General features: G+C 29.3%; 12 protein-coding genes. 7 read left to right on the top strand and 5 right to left on the bottom strand.

Annotated elements, in window-relative coordinates; translation table 11 throughout:
- The first annotated feature begins 67 nt into the window (after nt 1–67).
- On the top strand, nt 68–3,358 hold the full coding sequence (locus N4A55_RS11040) for a S41 family peptidase (protein WP_293756202.1): 3,291 nt from the start codon (nt 68–70) through the stop codon (nt 3,356–3,358).
- A gap of 82 nt (nt 3,359–3,440) precedes the next feature.
- On the opposite strand, the gene N4A55_RS11035 is transcribed toward N4A55_RS11040, so the two are convergent.
- The 4 genes from N4A55_RS11035 to N4A55_RS11020 all read right to left on the bottom strand — a co-directional run bounded on the left by N4A55_RS11035 (nt 3,441) and on the right by N4A55_RS11020 (nt 9,200).
- Nucleotides 3,441–4,454, bottom strand: a complete 1,014-nt coding sequence (locus N4A55_RS11035; RefSeq protein ID WP_293756200.1) for a nucleoid-associated protein — start codon at nt 4,452–4,454, stop codon at nt 3,441–3,443.
- Nucleotides 4,455–4,623: 169 nt separating this feature from the next.
- The gene (locus N4A55_RS11030) at nt 4,624–6,057 is read right to left on the bottom strand and encodes an ABC transporter permease (RefSeq protein WP_293756198.1); all 1,434 of its coding nucleotides are present in this window, start codon (nt 6,055–6,057) and stop codon (nt 4,624–4,626) included.
- Nucleotides 6,050–8,473, bottom strand: a complete 2,424-nt coding sequence (locus tag N4A55_RS11025; RefSeq protein WP_293756197.1) for a COG1361 S-layer family protein — start codon at nt 8,471–8,473, stop codon at nt 6,050–6,052. The genes N4A55_RS11030 and N4A55_RS11025 overlap by 8 nt, the downstream gene beginning before the upstream one ends.
- Nucleotides 8,474–8,480: 7 nt before the next feature.
- On the bottom strand, nt 8,481–9,200 hold the full coding sequence (locus tag N4A55_RS11020; RefSeq protein ID WP_293756195.1) for an ABC transporter ATP-binding protein: 720 nt from the start codon (nt 9,198–9,200) through the stop codon (nt 8,481–8,483).
- 655 nt (nt 9,201–9,855) lie between these two features.
- Between N4A55_RS11020 and N4A55_RS11015 the strand changes: the two genes are divergently transcribed.
- From N4A55_RS11015 to N4A55_RS11000, 4 genes are all read left to right on the top strand, one after another.
- Nucleotides 9,856–10,308: a hypothetical protein gene (locus N4A55_RS11015; protein ID WP_293756193.1), complete on the top strand. Its 453-nt coding sequence runs from the start codon at nt 9,856–9,858 to the stop codon at nt 10,306–10,308.
- 90 nt (nt 10,309–10,398) lie between these two features.
- Nucleotides 10,399–11,133, top strand: a complete 735-nt coding sequence (locus N4A55_RS11010; protein ID WP_293756191.1) for a tRNA threonylcarbamoyladenosine dehydratase — start codon at nt 10,399–10,401, stop codon at nt 11,131–11,133.
- Between the two features lie 16 nt (nt 11,134–11,149).
- A complete protein-coding gene (gene hydE, locus N4A55_RS11005) occupies nt 11,150–12,196 on the top strand; it encodes a [FeFe] hydrogenase H-cluster radical SAM maturase HydE (RefSeq protein ID WP_293756189.1) in 1,047 nt (348 codons plus the stop codon).
- A 62-nt stretch (nt 12,197–12,258) separates the two neighbouring features.
- Nucleotides 12,259–13,551, top strand: a complete 1,293-nt coding sequence (locus tag N4A55_RS11000; RefSeq protein WP_293756187.1) for a glycoside hydrolase family 18 protein — start codon at nt 12,259–12,261, stop codon at nt 13,549–13,551.
- Between the two features lie 29 nt (nt 13,552–13,580).
- Here the strand turns inward: N4A55_RS11000 and N4A55_RS10995 are convergent, their stop codons facing one another.
- Nucleotides 13,581–14,198, bottom strand: a complete 618-nt coding sequence (locus tag N4A55_RS10995) for a DUF4397 domain-containing protein (protein WP_293756185.1) — start codon at nt 14,196–14,198, stop codon at nt 13,581–13,583.
- A gap of 185 nt (nt 14,199–14,383) precedes the next feature.
- Between N4A55_RS10995 and N4A55_RS10990 the strand changes: the two genes are divergently transcribed.
- Together N4A55_RS10990 and N4A55_RS10985 are read left to right on the top strand one after the other, a co-directional pair.
- Nucleotides 14,384–14,545, top strand: coding sequence for a hypothetical protein (locus tag N4A55_RS10990; RefSeq protein WP_293756183.1), 162 nt, complete (start codon nt 14,384–14,386; stop codon nt 14,543–14,545).
- Between the two features lie 79 nt (nt 14,546–14,624).
- Nucleotides 14,625–15,353 carry an Ig-like domain-containing protein gene (locus tag N4A55_RS10985; RefSeq protein WP_293756182.1) on the top strand — a complete coding sequence of 243 codons (729 nt, stop codon included), beginning with the start codon at nt 14,625–14,627 and terminating at the stop codon, nt 15,351–15,353.
- Nucleotides 15,354–15,437 lie beyond the last annotated feature (84 nt).

Raw genomic sequence — 15,437 nt, 5'->3', positions numbered from 1 at the left:
TTTGACAATACTCCCAATATTTGCTAATATCAACGTATAAAATTAATTATAAGGGGACTAGAAAAAGATGAAGAAAAAAGTGTTTACATCAATAGTTACTAGTATTTTACTAATATTATTACTTGGTTTTTCCGTTAATGCAGAAAAAGCTAATGTCTCAGATGTGGGTAGACTTGGCAATACAAGTATGAATGCAATTAATTATAGTAGATTAGCTTATGAAAATGGAGCAATATATACATCTATAGAACGTAATAATAATTATGCTTTATATAAACATACCCCTGATTCAGGAGTAACAGAGAAGATAACAGATAATAATATCTATGGTCTAAATATATTGGATGGAGTTATCTATGGTTACATAAATTATGCAGATGATGAGGAAAAAAAATCTGGAATATATAAAATTGATACCAATAATGATAATAAACAAACTCTTATATACCAGATAGAGGATGTTTATAATCTTTTGGTTGTAGAAGATATAATATACTTTTTGAATGACAATGAATATGGCGATACAAGTTTTTGTAGTGTAAAAGTTGATGGCAGTGATGTAAGTATTATTGACAAACAGATTATATCATTTACAGTATATAAAGATGAAGTATATATATTATCAGATGATGGATTGCAAAAAATGATTATTACAGACGATAAAATAACATATACAGATATATCTAAGAATTTGGATACCAAGTATAATTCAAAATTCACAATTATGAATGATTATATTTATATAATGGCTAATGGATACAAAGATAATAAACAAGCAGGCATATATAAAATATCTCTTGATAAAGGTAATAAAGTAGAACTTATCAAGAATACAGTAGAAGCCTACGAATTTGACGTATCAAAAGACTATATAATATATCTAAATAGTTATGATGAAGTGGTTAGAGTATCATTAGATGGAAAAGAAAAAGTGAAAATATTTCAAGCCTACGAAGTAATTCAACTATCAAACTACGAAGAATCTATCTATTTATTGACTTATGAAAATATCGACGATATATTTGGTGATCAGTTATGGAGAATTGATTTAGATGGTTCTAATGAAAATATGATTTATCCAGAACTTGATAAAGACTACAATAAGATAAAAGACATATTAACAAAAACTACGAGAGTAATGAATAATCTAAAAAGATATGATATGAAAGTATCAATAGTAGATGATAGAAAAGACGAAGAGGTAGTTAATACATATAAACTTGATTATAGTATAGATCAAGGAAACAAAATCATTAGCGAGAAATATAATCTAAAATCAAAAAGTGAAGACAATAAGCCTGATAATTATTATTATAATGAATGGGCTGATGATAAAAGAATATATGTTTCCAGAGATAATAGTCCTTGGAGATTTTTACAGCATACTGAACTAAATGAATCTACAGATAATGATCTTTTTAATATATATAATTTTATTGATAATGGATGTGATTTAAGTAGTAAACTAAAACTTACTGAAGATAGTAAACAATATATACTACAAGGGAAAAATTCTTTCAGCAGACAATTTAATAAAATTAAAGACAACTATTGGTTACAATTCTTAACTAGTGATTTTTATGACTTAGATACATTTAATTATTGTATATATATCAATAAAACAAACTACAAGATTGAAAAAGTTGTTATAGAGCATAAAGATTATGATATAGATAATAAAGTAACAAGAGAATTCAGATTAGAATCTGTTAATAAATTTAATTTGACTGATAAACTTGTAATACCTAATAGTGTTTTTAAGTCTCTAAAAAAATTACAACAAGCCACTACTTATTTAGAGAAGGCAAAGAAAGCTAATGAAGCAGAAAAATATGAACAAGCGATAAAATATTCTGATATAGCATTAAAATTACACAGTAAAGCTATCCATGCTTACGGACAAAAAGCATATGCTTTTTATAAACAAGGCAAACAAGACGAAGCATTAGAACAATTAGAAATGTTTTTAGAACAATGTTTGAATGAAGATTGTAATGGTGTATATTTTCTACTAGCTGAGATATATAGTGAACAAGGAGATTACGAATCAGCATCAAAATGTATATATCGTATTAACTGGAGCACACTTGACTCAGAAAAGGATTTAGATAAATATATTAGCTGTCTATTAATAGCAAGTAAAACATTTATTGGTTTAAAAAATAATGACCAAGCGTTATCATATGTTAATGAAGCTCTATTGCTTGATGAAAATAATAATCTAGCAAAATCTCATAAAATGGCTATATTATTGAATGATACTAAGTATGATGAATTATTGGATTATACTAATGAACAATTAGAAAATGAAGATTTACAGAACCAAAGATATATATATTATTATAAAGGCAAAACTAATCTTATGTTAGATAATAGAGATGAAGCCATCAAAGCATACAAAAAAGCATTACGATGTAAAGAAGAAATAATAGATAATTCTGCTCTATATTTTGATATGGGCTTATATTATACCATAATAGGAAAATATAATATAGCTAGGATATATTCTAATAAAATAGATAAAGAATATAACATATACAAAGTAATACTTGATATGGCAATTGAAGAAAGTGAGAAGCCTATTTCTGTAAAGGTTGGTGAATTTGTCCTTAATAACTATTTATATCTAAATAATACAGATGTGGCAAGCTTAACTAAGCAGTTCATGAAAAATGATAATGCTACACTAGATGATATAAACGATTATATTGAAAGTATTAAACAAGATGATGATAAATTTACATTCTTCTACAAAGTAGAGAAGAATGAAGAAGGAGAAAGTGAAGAAGAAGTAACTTACAAACAAATTGATGGTTCTACAGAATATATAAAAGTAAGCAGCTTTTTAAACCAAACCAGTAGCAAGTTCATCAATTATATCGAAGGAATAGAAAAACCTTATAATAAAACATTAATAATCGATTTAAGAGGTAATGGCGGAGGACTTATATCTGCTGCTACTGAAATGCTAGATGTTCTATTACCAGATTGTTCACCTTGTTACTTGATAGATAGAGACGGTAAAACATCAAATATTGAATCAGACTATTATAGAGTTCCATTCAAATCAATCAATATATTAGTTGATAATGATTCCGCAAGCGCATCTGAATTACTAGCACTAGGACTTAAAAAGTTCTTAGGCAATGTACAGATATTAGGAAAAACAACTTACGGAAAAGGTGTAGGACAGCAGATATATGTAGACAATAACGGCGAATTCGTACTATACCTAGTAAGCTTTTACTGGAATATCCTAGAAGAAAACATCAATGATGTAGGAATAACACCAGATGTAATTGTTGAAGGAACTGAGTTAGAAGACTTCCTAAAAGTAATAAAAGACAAACAAAACTAAATTAATGAATAAATAAAGGCTCTACTAGTATTACGGTAGAGCCTATACTATTGGAACGACTGAGAGCTACTTTTACTATTTATTAAATAATTTTATTAACATTCTTAATTAATATAGATATCTTTCCATCAGGATTAGTTACAAATTCTATATTATTAGGATCATTATATAATTCCATAGGAATCTTTAATTCAATTCCATTATCGGTTTTAATCCTTTGTTTTTCAAATGAACGAGTAATAGTTTTTTCAGAAAGGGTCACTACTGGTTCTTCTAGCCCTTTTTTCTCTAGGTTTTCGATAAACTCTTTTTTTACTTCTATATTATTCTTAAATACATCATCTGCAAATTTATTTAGATTGATTTCTCCTGTTTCTTCAATGTTATTATAGAGTTCTTGTTTGAGTTCCATTTTCTTTTCAACATCTTCATCAAAATATTTTTTGCTGATTGAATCAGTTGCTTTTTTGACAATGTTATATTGTTCCTTTGAAGATAGGGTAGTTTTACATCTTAATAAATGCATGGATAAATAATATTCTTTATTACCATCTATTTCATACTTTTTTTCAAGTACTTTTAAGTCTAAATTGGATAAATCTATAATTACTGCTTCATTAATCTTTTGTCCCATATTAGGAAGGGTAGTCCTATATCTAATGATGTTATTTATATTAGACTCATTTTCTACCTCTGTATAATGAATAAATGAATTAGTATAATTTAGTTTTAATAATGCCAAGTACCTATTATTTCTACATGAGAAATTGATTATAGCCAAATCTGCTGAAGGTATATCAAGATTTGAAGACATAATAGAGAACAATTGATTGGCTATATTAATTGACATATCAATGAATTTATTTTCTGCTGATGCAAATTCTTTAACATATGTATAGACCATATTATAATCTGTGTTGAATTCACAGTTCTTTATACTGTCATCGTTAAGAGTCTTTACTATATGATTTGCAAAAAAATCTTTTATTTCATAATTACTTTCCATTTCATCTGTGGAAATCACTGGAACACTTAGATTAGTATCAAGTATATGTACAATCATATTTGATATATTAATTTCTTCTATACTATACATAATATCTCCTTTAATTTTCTTATACAGTACTATTTTAAGCACATGAAGTAGAAGGATTTTCATATGCATTATGGTGCATTCTTAGATATTTAATTATAATATATAATTAAAATAAGTCAATGAATATATGAATATCCATTGACTTATATAACCTTATTGAAATTATTTTTTATTCTGTCTTAATAGCTTCAAGTGCACTAAGTTTCATAGCCTTACGTGCAGGAAGGTAGCCTGATATAAGACCAATCAAAGAAGTGAAAACCATAGCAGATATAATTAACCAAGGAGGCATTATAAAAATATCTGGATTAGTCTCATTATTATAAATATGCAAGAAATTCAATAATATGGAGTTTTGCATATTATTAAGTAAAATGGATATACCAATGCTTATCAATATTCCTAGTATTCCACCTAATAACCCTATAGTAGCTGATTCAAATAGGAATAATTTTTTAATATCTTTTATGGATGATCCAATAACTTTCATGACACCAATTTCTTTTCTTCTCTCATATATTGCCATAACCATTGTATTAGTGATACCAATAGCTGCAACTAGTAAGGAGATACCTCCAATAGCTCCAAAAACCAATTTGATAGTATTACTCATAGATTCTTGATGTTTTAATTCATTAGCGTCACTTCTTGCTGTAAAACCTAGTTTTTGAATCTCTTGTTGAACAGTTTCCAGCTTTTTACGTTTTGGTACATATACAAATACCTTTTCATATCCATCTTTTTTAGGTCTTTTACCATCATACTCACGATAACCAGTGATTTTATCGTATTTATCTTTTAATGCAGTCAATTGGTTTATTTCCATATAGGCAGAATTATTTTTTCGCCAATTCTCATATTGGGATAATACTCCAATAGCTTTAACATTTATTGGTCTTACTGGTTTTTGTTCTTCTTCATCACCATAACGGATATATCTATTATCACGCCCATAATTTCTGTCAAAACTCATAGTTATTTTGTTTTCTAATGGATTGAAAGATGGAGGTAACCTATCTCCAGTTTCAGGATCAATAGATTCCCACCAGTTATTTTCTTTATTTGGATTATAGAATTCATATAATGTCTCATATCCAATAATGAATCCATTCTTATCTTCGGCAGTCAGCATACGCCCTTGACTAACATCTAATCCATATTTTTCCATGAATTCTAAAGTCATACCTTTAATTTGAATATAGCTATTCATTACTTTTTTAGACTTCATGACGACAGTATGTTCAATTATAGGTGAAACAGCTTCAACTCCTTCAATTTGTTTAAAAGTGATAATATCACTATTTTGAATCTTTTCTTTTTTGTTGTTTGAAGTTTTGCTTTTTGATGGGTTAGTATTCAATATAACCATACCACCACCAGGATAATTGCCATTATTCCCACCTGCTGGGTATACTTCCACAATATCTAAACTTCCTCGCTCACTCAGTTGTTTTTCCATATTTTTCTGCATCCCCAAACCGAGAGATACCATTAATACAATAGATATAGTACCTATTATAATGCCTAGAGTAGTAAGAAAAGTTCTAAGTTTTCTTCTAAATAAATTCTTAAGGCCCATTCTTATTAAATCTATTCTATTCATCGAAGTTCATTTCCTTCTTTTTCTTAATTTTTCTTCTTACTATAATAATAGTTAATATAATTACTACAGCTGCTACAGAAGATATAATAATAATTAATGTCTTATTTGATTTCTTCTCCTGACCAGGCATTTTATCAAATTCACCCATACCCATGTTCATATCTCCTTCTGATGGGCCGAAATCCATTGCTTGACCTACTGTCTTAAATTCTTTTCTAACTTCTTCTTCTTTACCATCAGGTTTTGTATAAGTGAAAACCAAAGCACCAGTAACTTCTCCTTCTTCAGTTACCCATATTTCATTACTGTAATAATTAGTTCTGCCAGTATCTAAATTACCAACATAAGTTCTACTATTGGTACTGCCAAATCCTTCTATTTTTACAGTGAAATTATCAAGTGAAGTTCTACCAGTATTACTTATTTCAAAGTCTATATCAGTTTGTTCACCAACAAACATTGTTTCAGGTATTTTAATATCACTAGTAATAAAACTAGATGGTTGTATTACAGTTATAGGAATAGCGTCTTTGATAGTTTCAGTAAGTAATTTTCCATCACTTTCATATTCATAGTAAATCTCAAGCTTTAGGTTATGTACTTTTGATGCAGCAAATGGTATTGTAAATATTTTTAAATTCTTTTCAATTGATTTTCCAGGTGTAATTTCTTTGATAAAGAAAGTATTACTTGATTCAACTGGAGTAAATACGCTACCTGCTTTTGCTTTATCTGTATCTGAATTTTCTTCTGCACCCAAAGATACTTTTATATTTTTTACTTTTTTATTTTCATGAGTGTTTTTAAAATATAGTGTAAGGTCAAAATTTTCACCTGCATTAGTAATCTTAGATTGAGTTGATTCAGAAACAATTGTAAAATTATCTACAATAATGATTGGTTTACTTGTATTTGCATCATTGGTTTCTTTCTTAGCTTTTACATAAACACCAACGTATTGGTTGATAGTTGTAAATGCAGCTTCATCTTTACCTTTTATCTCAATGTTAAGCAAATGAGTTTTAGTATTTGCTTCTTCAGTTGGTTGGAATTTGTATGTTAGTTGTTTGGTTGCTCCGACTTCCATTTCATTGATGACTTGTATGTTCTGTGACATTGGTACGATTTCTTCGTCACCTTTTACTGTAACAATAAGGTCTTCTGCTTTTACTTCACCAGTATTAACGATATCAAAAGATATGTTGAATGGTTGACTAGTATTTATTTGACCTGTAGGAGCTTTGATATTTCTAATAGCAATATCAGTATTTCCACTGTCTACCATTAAATAGATTTCTTTTTTTACTTCTTTTTCAGCATTAGAACTGTCTTTATATTTAAGATTTACTGTTACTGGATAACTACCTTTTTTCAAATCAGATGATGCGAAAAGGTCAAAAGTAACTTTTTTTCCTTTTGCATCAGGACGTAAGTTACTGATTCTACGACCGTTAACACCATCAACTATTGTAAATCCTTTACCTAATCCTTCTAATGTAACATCTAGTGCGCTAACAGTAGATAAACCATAGTTATTGTTTACTAAGAAGCTAAGTTGAACTTTTTGTCCTGCTTTGATTATTTCAGGGTCATTAGTCACTTCTGATAATCTTAGATCAACAGAAGGGAAACCTTTTCTTACTTTTATATATATGTCTTGTGTTTTTTCTACTTTGTCACCATATAAGTTGAAGTATGTATATTTTAATTGACAACTATATGTCTTAGCAGGTGTTGAATCTTTAACTAAGAAAGAATAGTTTAATTCAGCAGTTTCAGTTTTCTTTAATTGCTGTATTTTATCAATTAAACTAATTGTATTTGTTTCATAACTAAAATCTTTATCAGTTGGTGGTATAAGTTCAACTGTAATGTTTTTAGCTGTGTATGTACCAGCATTCTTTAATTTTAGAGCTAAATCAATATCTGAACCAGCATTAGCAGTAGGGATTTCTTGATTTTCTATTACTAATTCTGGAGTATATTTGCTAGTGTCGGTTGGTGATGATGAACCGCTGTCGCTGTATTTTACCATGTCAATTGTGATTTTGTTGACAGATTGACAAGTATTACCATCAATATAGCTACAAGTTAAAGTTACAGTGTTATTTGTTCCTGAACACTTCATAGGTATATCAAGCACATTACTAGTACCTAAGTTAACAAGTAGTCCTGTATTTTTTACAATGAAGCTTCCTGGATCAATATTAACAGTAACATTTTTACCAATAGCACTACCTGTTCTATTAAATTCAACATGTAAAGTAAACTCAGTTCCTTCACTAATAGTATCTTTACTTACTGTATATCTACTTATAGATATGTCATTTGTGTCTTTAGTAACGGCAGAGACATCAACCCCCATCACATTCAAGCTAATCACAAGCGCACACATATATACTAAAAATTTCTTCATTTTTTCATTAAGCCTCCTGTTTACTTTCTATTTCATTTTTATCAATACTATCTATCGATTCTATAAGTCCATCACGTACATGAATAACACGGTTTGCATATACGGAAGTTTCTACGTCGTGGGTTACGATTATAAGTGTTTGATTATTTTCCTTAGCAATATTCGTAATCAGTTCCATGACTTCCATAGTTGTCTTGGTATCTAGATTTCCTGTAGGCTCATCGGCAAATACTATCTCAGGTGTTCCTACAAAAGCTCTTGCGATACTTACTCTCTGTTGCTGACCTCCACTCATTTGTGAAGGTTTATGATGAAGTCTATCACTTAGACCTACGGCTGTAAGCATTCGCTTAGCCTCTTTTTCCCTTTTTTTCTTAGGTATACCACCAAATATCATAGGCATGGCCACATTTTCAAGGGCTGTCAAGTTAGGTAATAAATTGTAAGATTGAAAGACAAAACCTACATTTTTTTGACGGAACTTTGTAACTTGTTTTTCATTCATTTTTTCAATTCGATTACCTTTAATCTTGATTTGTCCTTTAGTAGGTTTTTCAAGACCAGCAATCATGTTAAGCAGAGTAGATTTTCCAGAACCTGAAGTTCCTAATATACAACAGCATTCGCCTTTTTTAATACCCAGGCTGATATTGTCAAGGGCGACAACACGTTCATTACCCATTCGATACACTTTTCTTAGGTTTTTGATCTCAATTATATCACTCATTATACTCCTCCTTTCTTAATTATGTTGTTAGTAGTTTTTGAGTTTATATAACCCTATTAATTAGCTTATTTTCCATTTTTCAAAACTTAATTAACTCAAAAACAAGCAGGTCATTAGTTTAGTGATGGTATGGTAATCTTTACTGCTAAACAAGAACCTAAATAATAAATAAGATAAATAACATAATATGTATAATTAATCCATTTATCCCTTTATTTACCCTTAAGACTAATCATAAAAAAGTATAGCACTTTTTATATAATATTACTATACATAAAAAAAAATACTATTTAATATTCAAGCAAATATTAAATGAAACTTAATGATTTTGCCACTACATATTGGTGTTGAAAGAACTTGATATACTATATAATGTATATTACCCTGTTCGACATATTTTGAAGTATTAAATAATTTAATGAAAAATTAATAATTTTATGTACGGTTTGTGTCGTATAGCAGTATGGAATTTAACACCTTAAAAAAAATATTTTTGAGAATCAAAAAGTAACATTATATTTCAATTTTTTTATGATTATATATGATATAATTAATATATACAGCCAATTACTTAAGTAAGATAATTGCCTAATCAAGTAATTGTTTCGAAAGAGAAAATAACAGGGGATTTATTATATTAAGGAAGGGTGAAATAATGGGAAAAGTGACTTTATGTACTGATAAATATTTGGAGGCTAAACCTATAGTAGCTTTATTAGAGACTGAATTATTCGAAATTAAGCTATTCTATAAGACTGAAGATATCCGTGAATTGAAACCTAAGTATCTAAAATATATGCTTAAGAATGATAATATCAACATTATATATAGTTTAATAAAAACTAGAGAGACTCTAGTGAGAAGCTATTTCTTTAAGATTATTGATTGGTTATGTGATAACTATGCTATAGACATTAATGATTATGCCAAATATAAAGTATGTGAAAAGACTTTTTATTTCTCTTATGAGGATATAGTAATTGACTTAGATAAGACTGGAATGCATTGCAAATATGACTTTGATGAACTATATTTATCAGAGAAAAACTATTGGGATATTTTGGATTATATCTATACTGATAAAGGTTATAACCTAAAGAGTGGATAAATATATTAATTGATTTTTATATATATTTAAGTTAAAATTACGATAACAAGAGATATATATAATAAGACTACTTAGACTAGAGGTGTTAGAATGTCACATGCATTTTCAAGAACAGAAATGTTGATTGGCAAGGATGGGTTACAAAAGTTAATAAACAGTAAAGTAGCTGTTTTTGGAGTTGGTGGAGTAGGAACATATGTTATAGAGGGATTAGCTAGAAGTGGAATAGGAGAATTGATTCTAATAGATGATGACGACATATGTATTACTAATATAAATAGACAATTACATGCAACTATTAATACTGTAGGACAAGCAAAAGTTGATGTAATGAAGAATAGAATTCTAGCTATTAATAATGAAGCAAAAGTTCTTACCTACAGAGAATTATATAATTCTGATAGTGCAGACAGATTATTATCAGATGATTATTCTTATGTAGTAGATGCTATTGATATGGTTTCGTCAAAGATTGATTTGATAGAAAGATGTAAGAAGAAAAATATACCAATTATTAGTAGTATGGGAGCAGGTAACAAGCTTAACCCTGCTATGTTTCAGGTTGCAGATATATATGAAACTTCAGTATGTCCACTAGCTAAGGTAATGAGAAAAGAGTTAAGAAACAGAGATATTGACAGTCTTAAGGTGGTTTATTCAAAAGAAAAGCCATTAAAGCCTATATCAGATAATAATATAACTGATAGTGAACAAAACCAATCAACCAAAATAAAAAGACAGACACCAGGAAGTGTTGCATTTGTTCCCTCGGTTGTGGGATTGATTATAGCTTCGGAGGTAGTAAAAGACTTACTTAATTTCTAACATAAAGGAGATTGTCATGAATATATTAATTGATAAGCTAAGTAATAGTAATAATTTATCTTCTGATGAATTATTACTATTACTTAATAATATGGATGAAGAATCTAAGAAGTACTTACATATGAAAGCTAATGAAACAAGATTACATATCTATAGTGATAAAGTATATATGCGAGGATTAATTGAATTCACTAATTACTGCAAAAACAATTGCAGATATTGTGGGATAAGAAGAGATAACAAAAATGCAAGTAGGTATAGATTAAGTAAAGAAGAAATACTGGATTGCTGTAAGGAAGGATATAGACTAGGTTATAGGACTTACGTTCTTCAAGGAGGAGAAGATGCTTATTATACAGACGATAAAATTGTAGATATAGTTTCTTCTATAAAAGCAACTTTTGAGGATGTTGCTGTTACATTATCCATTGGAGAAAAAAGTTATAAGTCCTATAAAAAATACTTTGATGCAGGAGCAGATAGATATCTTTTAAGACATGAAACTAATTCTAGAGAACTTTATGATAGTTTGCATCCTAATATGAATTATGATAATAGAATTAGATGTCTACATGATCTAAAAGATATAGGATACCAAATTGGGGCAGGCTTCATGATTGGTTTACCTAATCAGACTAACGAAGATTTTGTTAAAGACCTTACTTTTTTGAAAAAATTACAGCCACATATGGTAGGGATAGGACCATTTATACCTCAATCTGACACACCACTTGCTGATGAAAAGGCAGGAACAGTCCATAAGACGTGCATACTTCTTTCATTAATCAGACTTTTACTGCCAGAGGTTTTATTACCAGCGACAACTGCACTTGGTTCAATTAGTAATAAAGGAAGAGAGCAAGGGTTAAAAGCAGGTGCTAATGTTGTTATGCCTAATTTATCACCAACTAGTGTAAGAGATAAATACGCATTATATAATGGTAAGATATGTACAGGTGATGAAGCTGCTCAGTGTAGGAATTGTATTGAAAATAGAATCAAGATGGCTGGATATGAGGTAGATATGTCTAGGGGCGACCATATATCTTTACAAAATAAATAAAAAGATTAACTTTTGACCTTGTATTGAATATAATTTAATAAGAGCAAAAAAGGAAAGATTATATGCAAATACATGTCGTGAGTCCTGGAGAATCACTTTTTACTATTGCAAGGACATATAATATACCTGTTAGTGATATAATTGAAATAAATCAGTTGGAAAATCCTGGGAATCTTGTAGTTGGTCAAACAATACTCATACCAACAATGGGAAATTTCTATACAGTTAGACCAGGTGATAGTTTATATTCTATTAGTAAAAAATTTAATATACCAGTGTATTTGATTCAAAGAGCCAATGATTATCTTGATCCAATGGATTTACAAGTTGGTACAAGAATACTTATACCTAGTGAACCAAAAACTATTGCAGAAGTAGCAGCTTATATTGATTTAGATATAACAGGTGCTGATTCAGCTTCATATGTAGAAGATGTAGGAGATAATTTAACATATGTTAATATATTTAGTTATAAAGCTAATGCTGATGGGTCCTTAACTCCACCAATTGGTGATGAACCTGTAATTAATGCTGCTTACAGTAAAAGAGTAGCACCTCTCATGGTAATAACAAATATTGATGATGATGGATTCAGTATTGATAATGCAACAGCCTTGCTTAATGATGAGGAAGCTCAAGATAGATTGTTAGATGAAGCTATAGCTATTATGAAAGAAAAAGGTTATCTAGGAATTGATTTTGATTTTGAATACCTTGGAGCAGAAAATCGTAAACCATACATTGATTTCTTGAAGAAAGCTAAAAAGCGGTTAAAGGAAGAAGATGAAAGATATACACTATCAGTTGCTTTAGCACCTAAGATTAGTGATGATCAGGTAGGAATATTATACGAAGGACATGATTATAGAGAAATAGGTAAAATAGTTGACTTTATTTTTATAATGACATACGAGTGGGGATGGTCAGGGGGACCACCTAGAGCAGTTGCTCCAATAAATGAAGTCAGAAGAGTTGTTGATTATGCTTTGTCTCATGTTCCAAGTGAAAAGATTATGATGGGGATACCTTTATATGGTTATGATTGGACGCTACCTTTTGTTGAAGGTGGTAAGTTCGCAAAATCTATTGGATTCAAAGATGGAGTAGAATTAGCTAGAAAATACAACAGGCAGATTCAATTTGATGAAGTGTCCCAGTCACCATTCTTTAGATATATAGATGAAGAAGGTAAGGAGCATGAGGTATGGTTTGAAGATGCTAGAAGCCTACAAGCAAAATTTGATTTGATTAAAGAATTAGATTTAAGAGGTTTCTTTTATTGGGTTTTAGCTAAAGCAGCTCCACAGAATTGGGAGTTAGTTGAAGATAATTTTATTGTCAATAAGATAATATAATAAAAAGTGTGCAAAAATGCACACTTTTTTTATGTCTCGATATAAGAATTTCCATCTAATGGTATTAATAATTGTAAATAAGGATCTCCCTCAACTAGACCAATTGCGTATAATGAGTAAAAGGCATCTGGAAGTAATCTAATATTAGGTACAAATAAAACAGCGTTATCTGTACCAGTAGGTACTATTTCTACTGTATAAGTGTTCGGGGTTATGCTCATATAATCAGATATATCTTTATAGCTTACATCTGTGAATAGTACTGACCCATTTGATTCTATAACATCGACAGCTGGAGCATCTGGGGAAAGATGTACAAATCTTAATTTGCTAGTATTTGGTTGTAAAGGTTCTTTTGGGTCTTCTACTATGAATAATTCTAGTTCTGGTAAATCTCCAATAGCAGCTATTGTAGCTATTGTTTTTTCAGGTAGAACTAATTCTTTAGTAAGAATTGGCATATCTGAATTATCAGCAGGATATATATCAATAGTATAAGTTCCAGGCATAACTGGAAGATATGGAGTGAATTCTCCATATGATAAATCATCTGCTAGAATATTGTCACCGTTGGCATAAACATCTACGGCTGGAGCTTTTGGAGATGCATGAAGAAGTCTGATGTATGATGTTTTTTTATCGTGCACAAAGTCACCACCTAATAATTAACTTAGTACAATATATGAGTATTTAGGACAAAGGGTTACAGGGATTAATAAATTAATGTTCCTTATTTCATATAGGATTAATCCATATATTTAAATAAGTTGAAATATATATTATATAAGTGTTATAATTACAAATAATAGTATTCACGAAAGGAGAAATTATGATGATTGAATACAGTGATAAATTATACAAAAAAGTAAGTGGAGCAGGAAAAGTTGGTATATGTCTAGGGATCATTTCAATAGTTACAGGGATTGCAGTTGGTGTAATATCAATAATTTTTGGTTCTATACTATTGAATATTAGAAATCAGTTGATTGATTAATACTAAATTACGTAAGTTTATCAACAACTTATATTCTTCATAAGCATATAATATATAAAGTGCTAGGAGAGGTGATAGGTTGGATAAAAAAGTTAAAATATATAATTGTAATTTATCAATGGGGCAAGGTACGAGAATCGAAGGTAGAATTGTTGGGAAAAATTTATCAAGAGATAATATTCGTTGTTCATTAGAAAACGAACCTATGAATGGAAAAATAGAATTGACAACCAATGGTTATTGGTCTTATATACCTGATAGTAGTTTTGTTGGAACTGAAGAATTTGTTATAAAAGTTTATATTTGTGGAGTAGGAGAAAGATATTCGACTATAAAGATAGATATAGAAGAACAAGAGGTCAGCACCAAAATATCTAAATTTCTACAGTTTGAGGATAGGCTTAAAATAGAAAATTATGAAGATGAGATTGTAGAAATAAAAAATATCATGATATATGTAATTATTAATGATAAAAAGATCATAAAAAATGATTTTAATAAAACATCAAAATTAAGAATAGCAGGTACATTAAAATATCTAATTAACTATGATGTAGGCATTATACCAGTAGAAAAAAAACCAACTATTTGGTTTGACGAAGATGCAGAAGAAACCAGTGAATTTATACCAGAAAAAGAAGTTCAAGTTGAGAGAGAGACTAATTTCAGAACAGAGATAGAGTTGGGAGACTATAGATTCTTAGATGATGCTATTATAGAATATGAGGTTAAATATCAAAATTATAGATTAATGGATTATGATGTCATAAATCATTATTGTGCTATAGAACTATATATAAATAAGTAAGGTACAGATTACTGTACCTTACTTATAATTCTGAGGAGGATTTTACTGACAAGTTCTACTTGTCTGAGTAATTGATTAGCAATT

The organism is Vallitalea sp. (assembly GCF_025211055.1).
Classification (GTDB): Bacteria; Bacillota; Clostridia; order Lachnospirales; family Vallitaleaceae; genus Vallitalea.
The sequence above is the reverse complement of the archived record's forward strand: the minus strand, read 5'-3'. Positions and strand labels throughout refer to the sequence as shown.

What these genes read in the sequence shown, in the direction of transcription:
- N4A55_RS11040 (WP_293756202.1), top strand. Translation starts at nt 68, where the DNA reads ATGAAGAAAAAAGTGTTTACATCAATAGTTACTAGTATTTTACTAATA.
- N4A55_RS11035 (WP_293756200.1), bottom strand. Translation starts at nt 4,454, where the DNA reads ATGTATAGTATAGAAGAAATTAATATATCAAATATGATTGTACATATA.
- N4A55_RS11030 (WP_293756198.1), bottom strand. Translation starts at nt 6,057, where the DNA reads ATGAATAGAATAGATTTAATAAGAATGGGCCTTAAGAATTTATTTAGA.
- N4A55_RS11025 (WP_293756197.1), bottom strand. Translation starts at nt 8,473, where the DNA reads ATGAAGAAATTTTTAGTATATATGTGTGCGCTTGTGATTAGCTTGAAT.
- N4A55_RS11020 (WP_293756195.1), bottom strand. Translation starts at nt 9,200, where the DNA reads ATGAGTGATATAATTGAGATCAAAAACCTAAGAAAAGTGTATCGAATG.
- N4A55_RS11015 (WP_293756193.1), top strand. Translation starts at nt 9,856, where the DNA reads ATGGGAAAAGTGACTTTATGTACTGATAAATATTTGGAGGCTAAACCT.
- N4A55_RS11010 (WP_293756191.1), top strand. Translation starts at nt 10,399, where the DNA reads ATGTCACATGCATTTTCAAGAACAGAAATGTTGATTGGCAAGGATGGG.
- hydE (WP_293756189.1), top strand. Translation starts at nt 11,150, where the DNA reads ATGAATATATTAATTGATAAGCTAAGTAATAGTAATAATTTATCTTCT.
- N4A55_RS11000 (WP_293756187.1), top strand. Translation starts at nt 12,259, where the DNA reads ATGCAAATACATGTCGTGAGTCCTGGAGAATCACTTTTTACTATTGCA.
- N4A55_RS10990 (WP_293756183.1), top strand. Translation starts at nt 14,384, where the DNA reads ATGATTGAATACAGTGATAAATTATACAAAAAAGTAAGTGGAGCAGGA.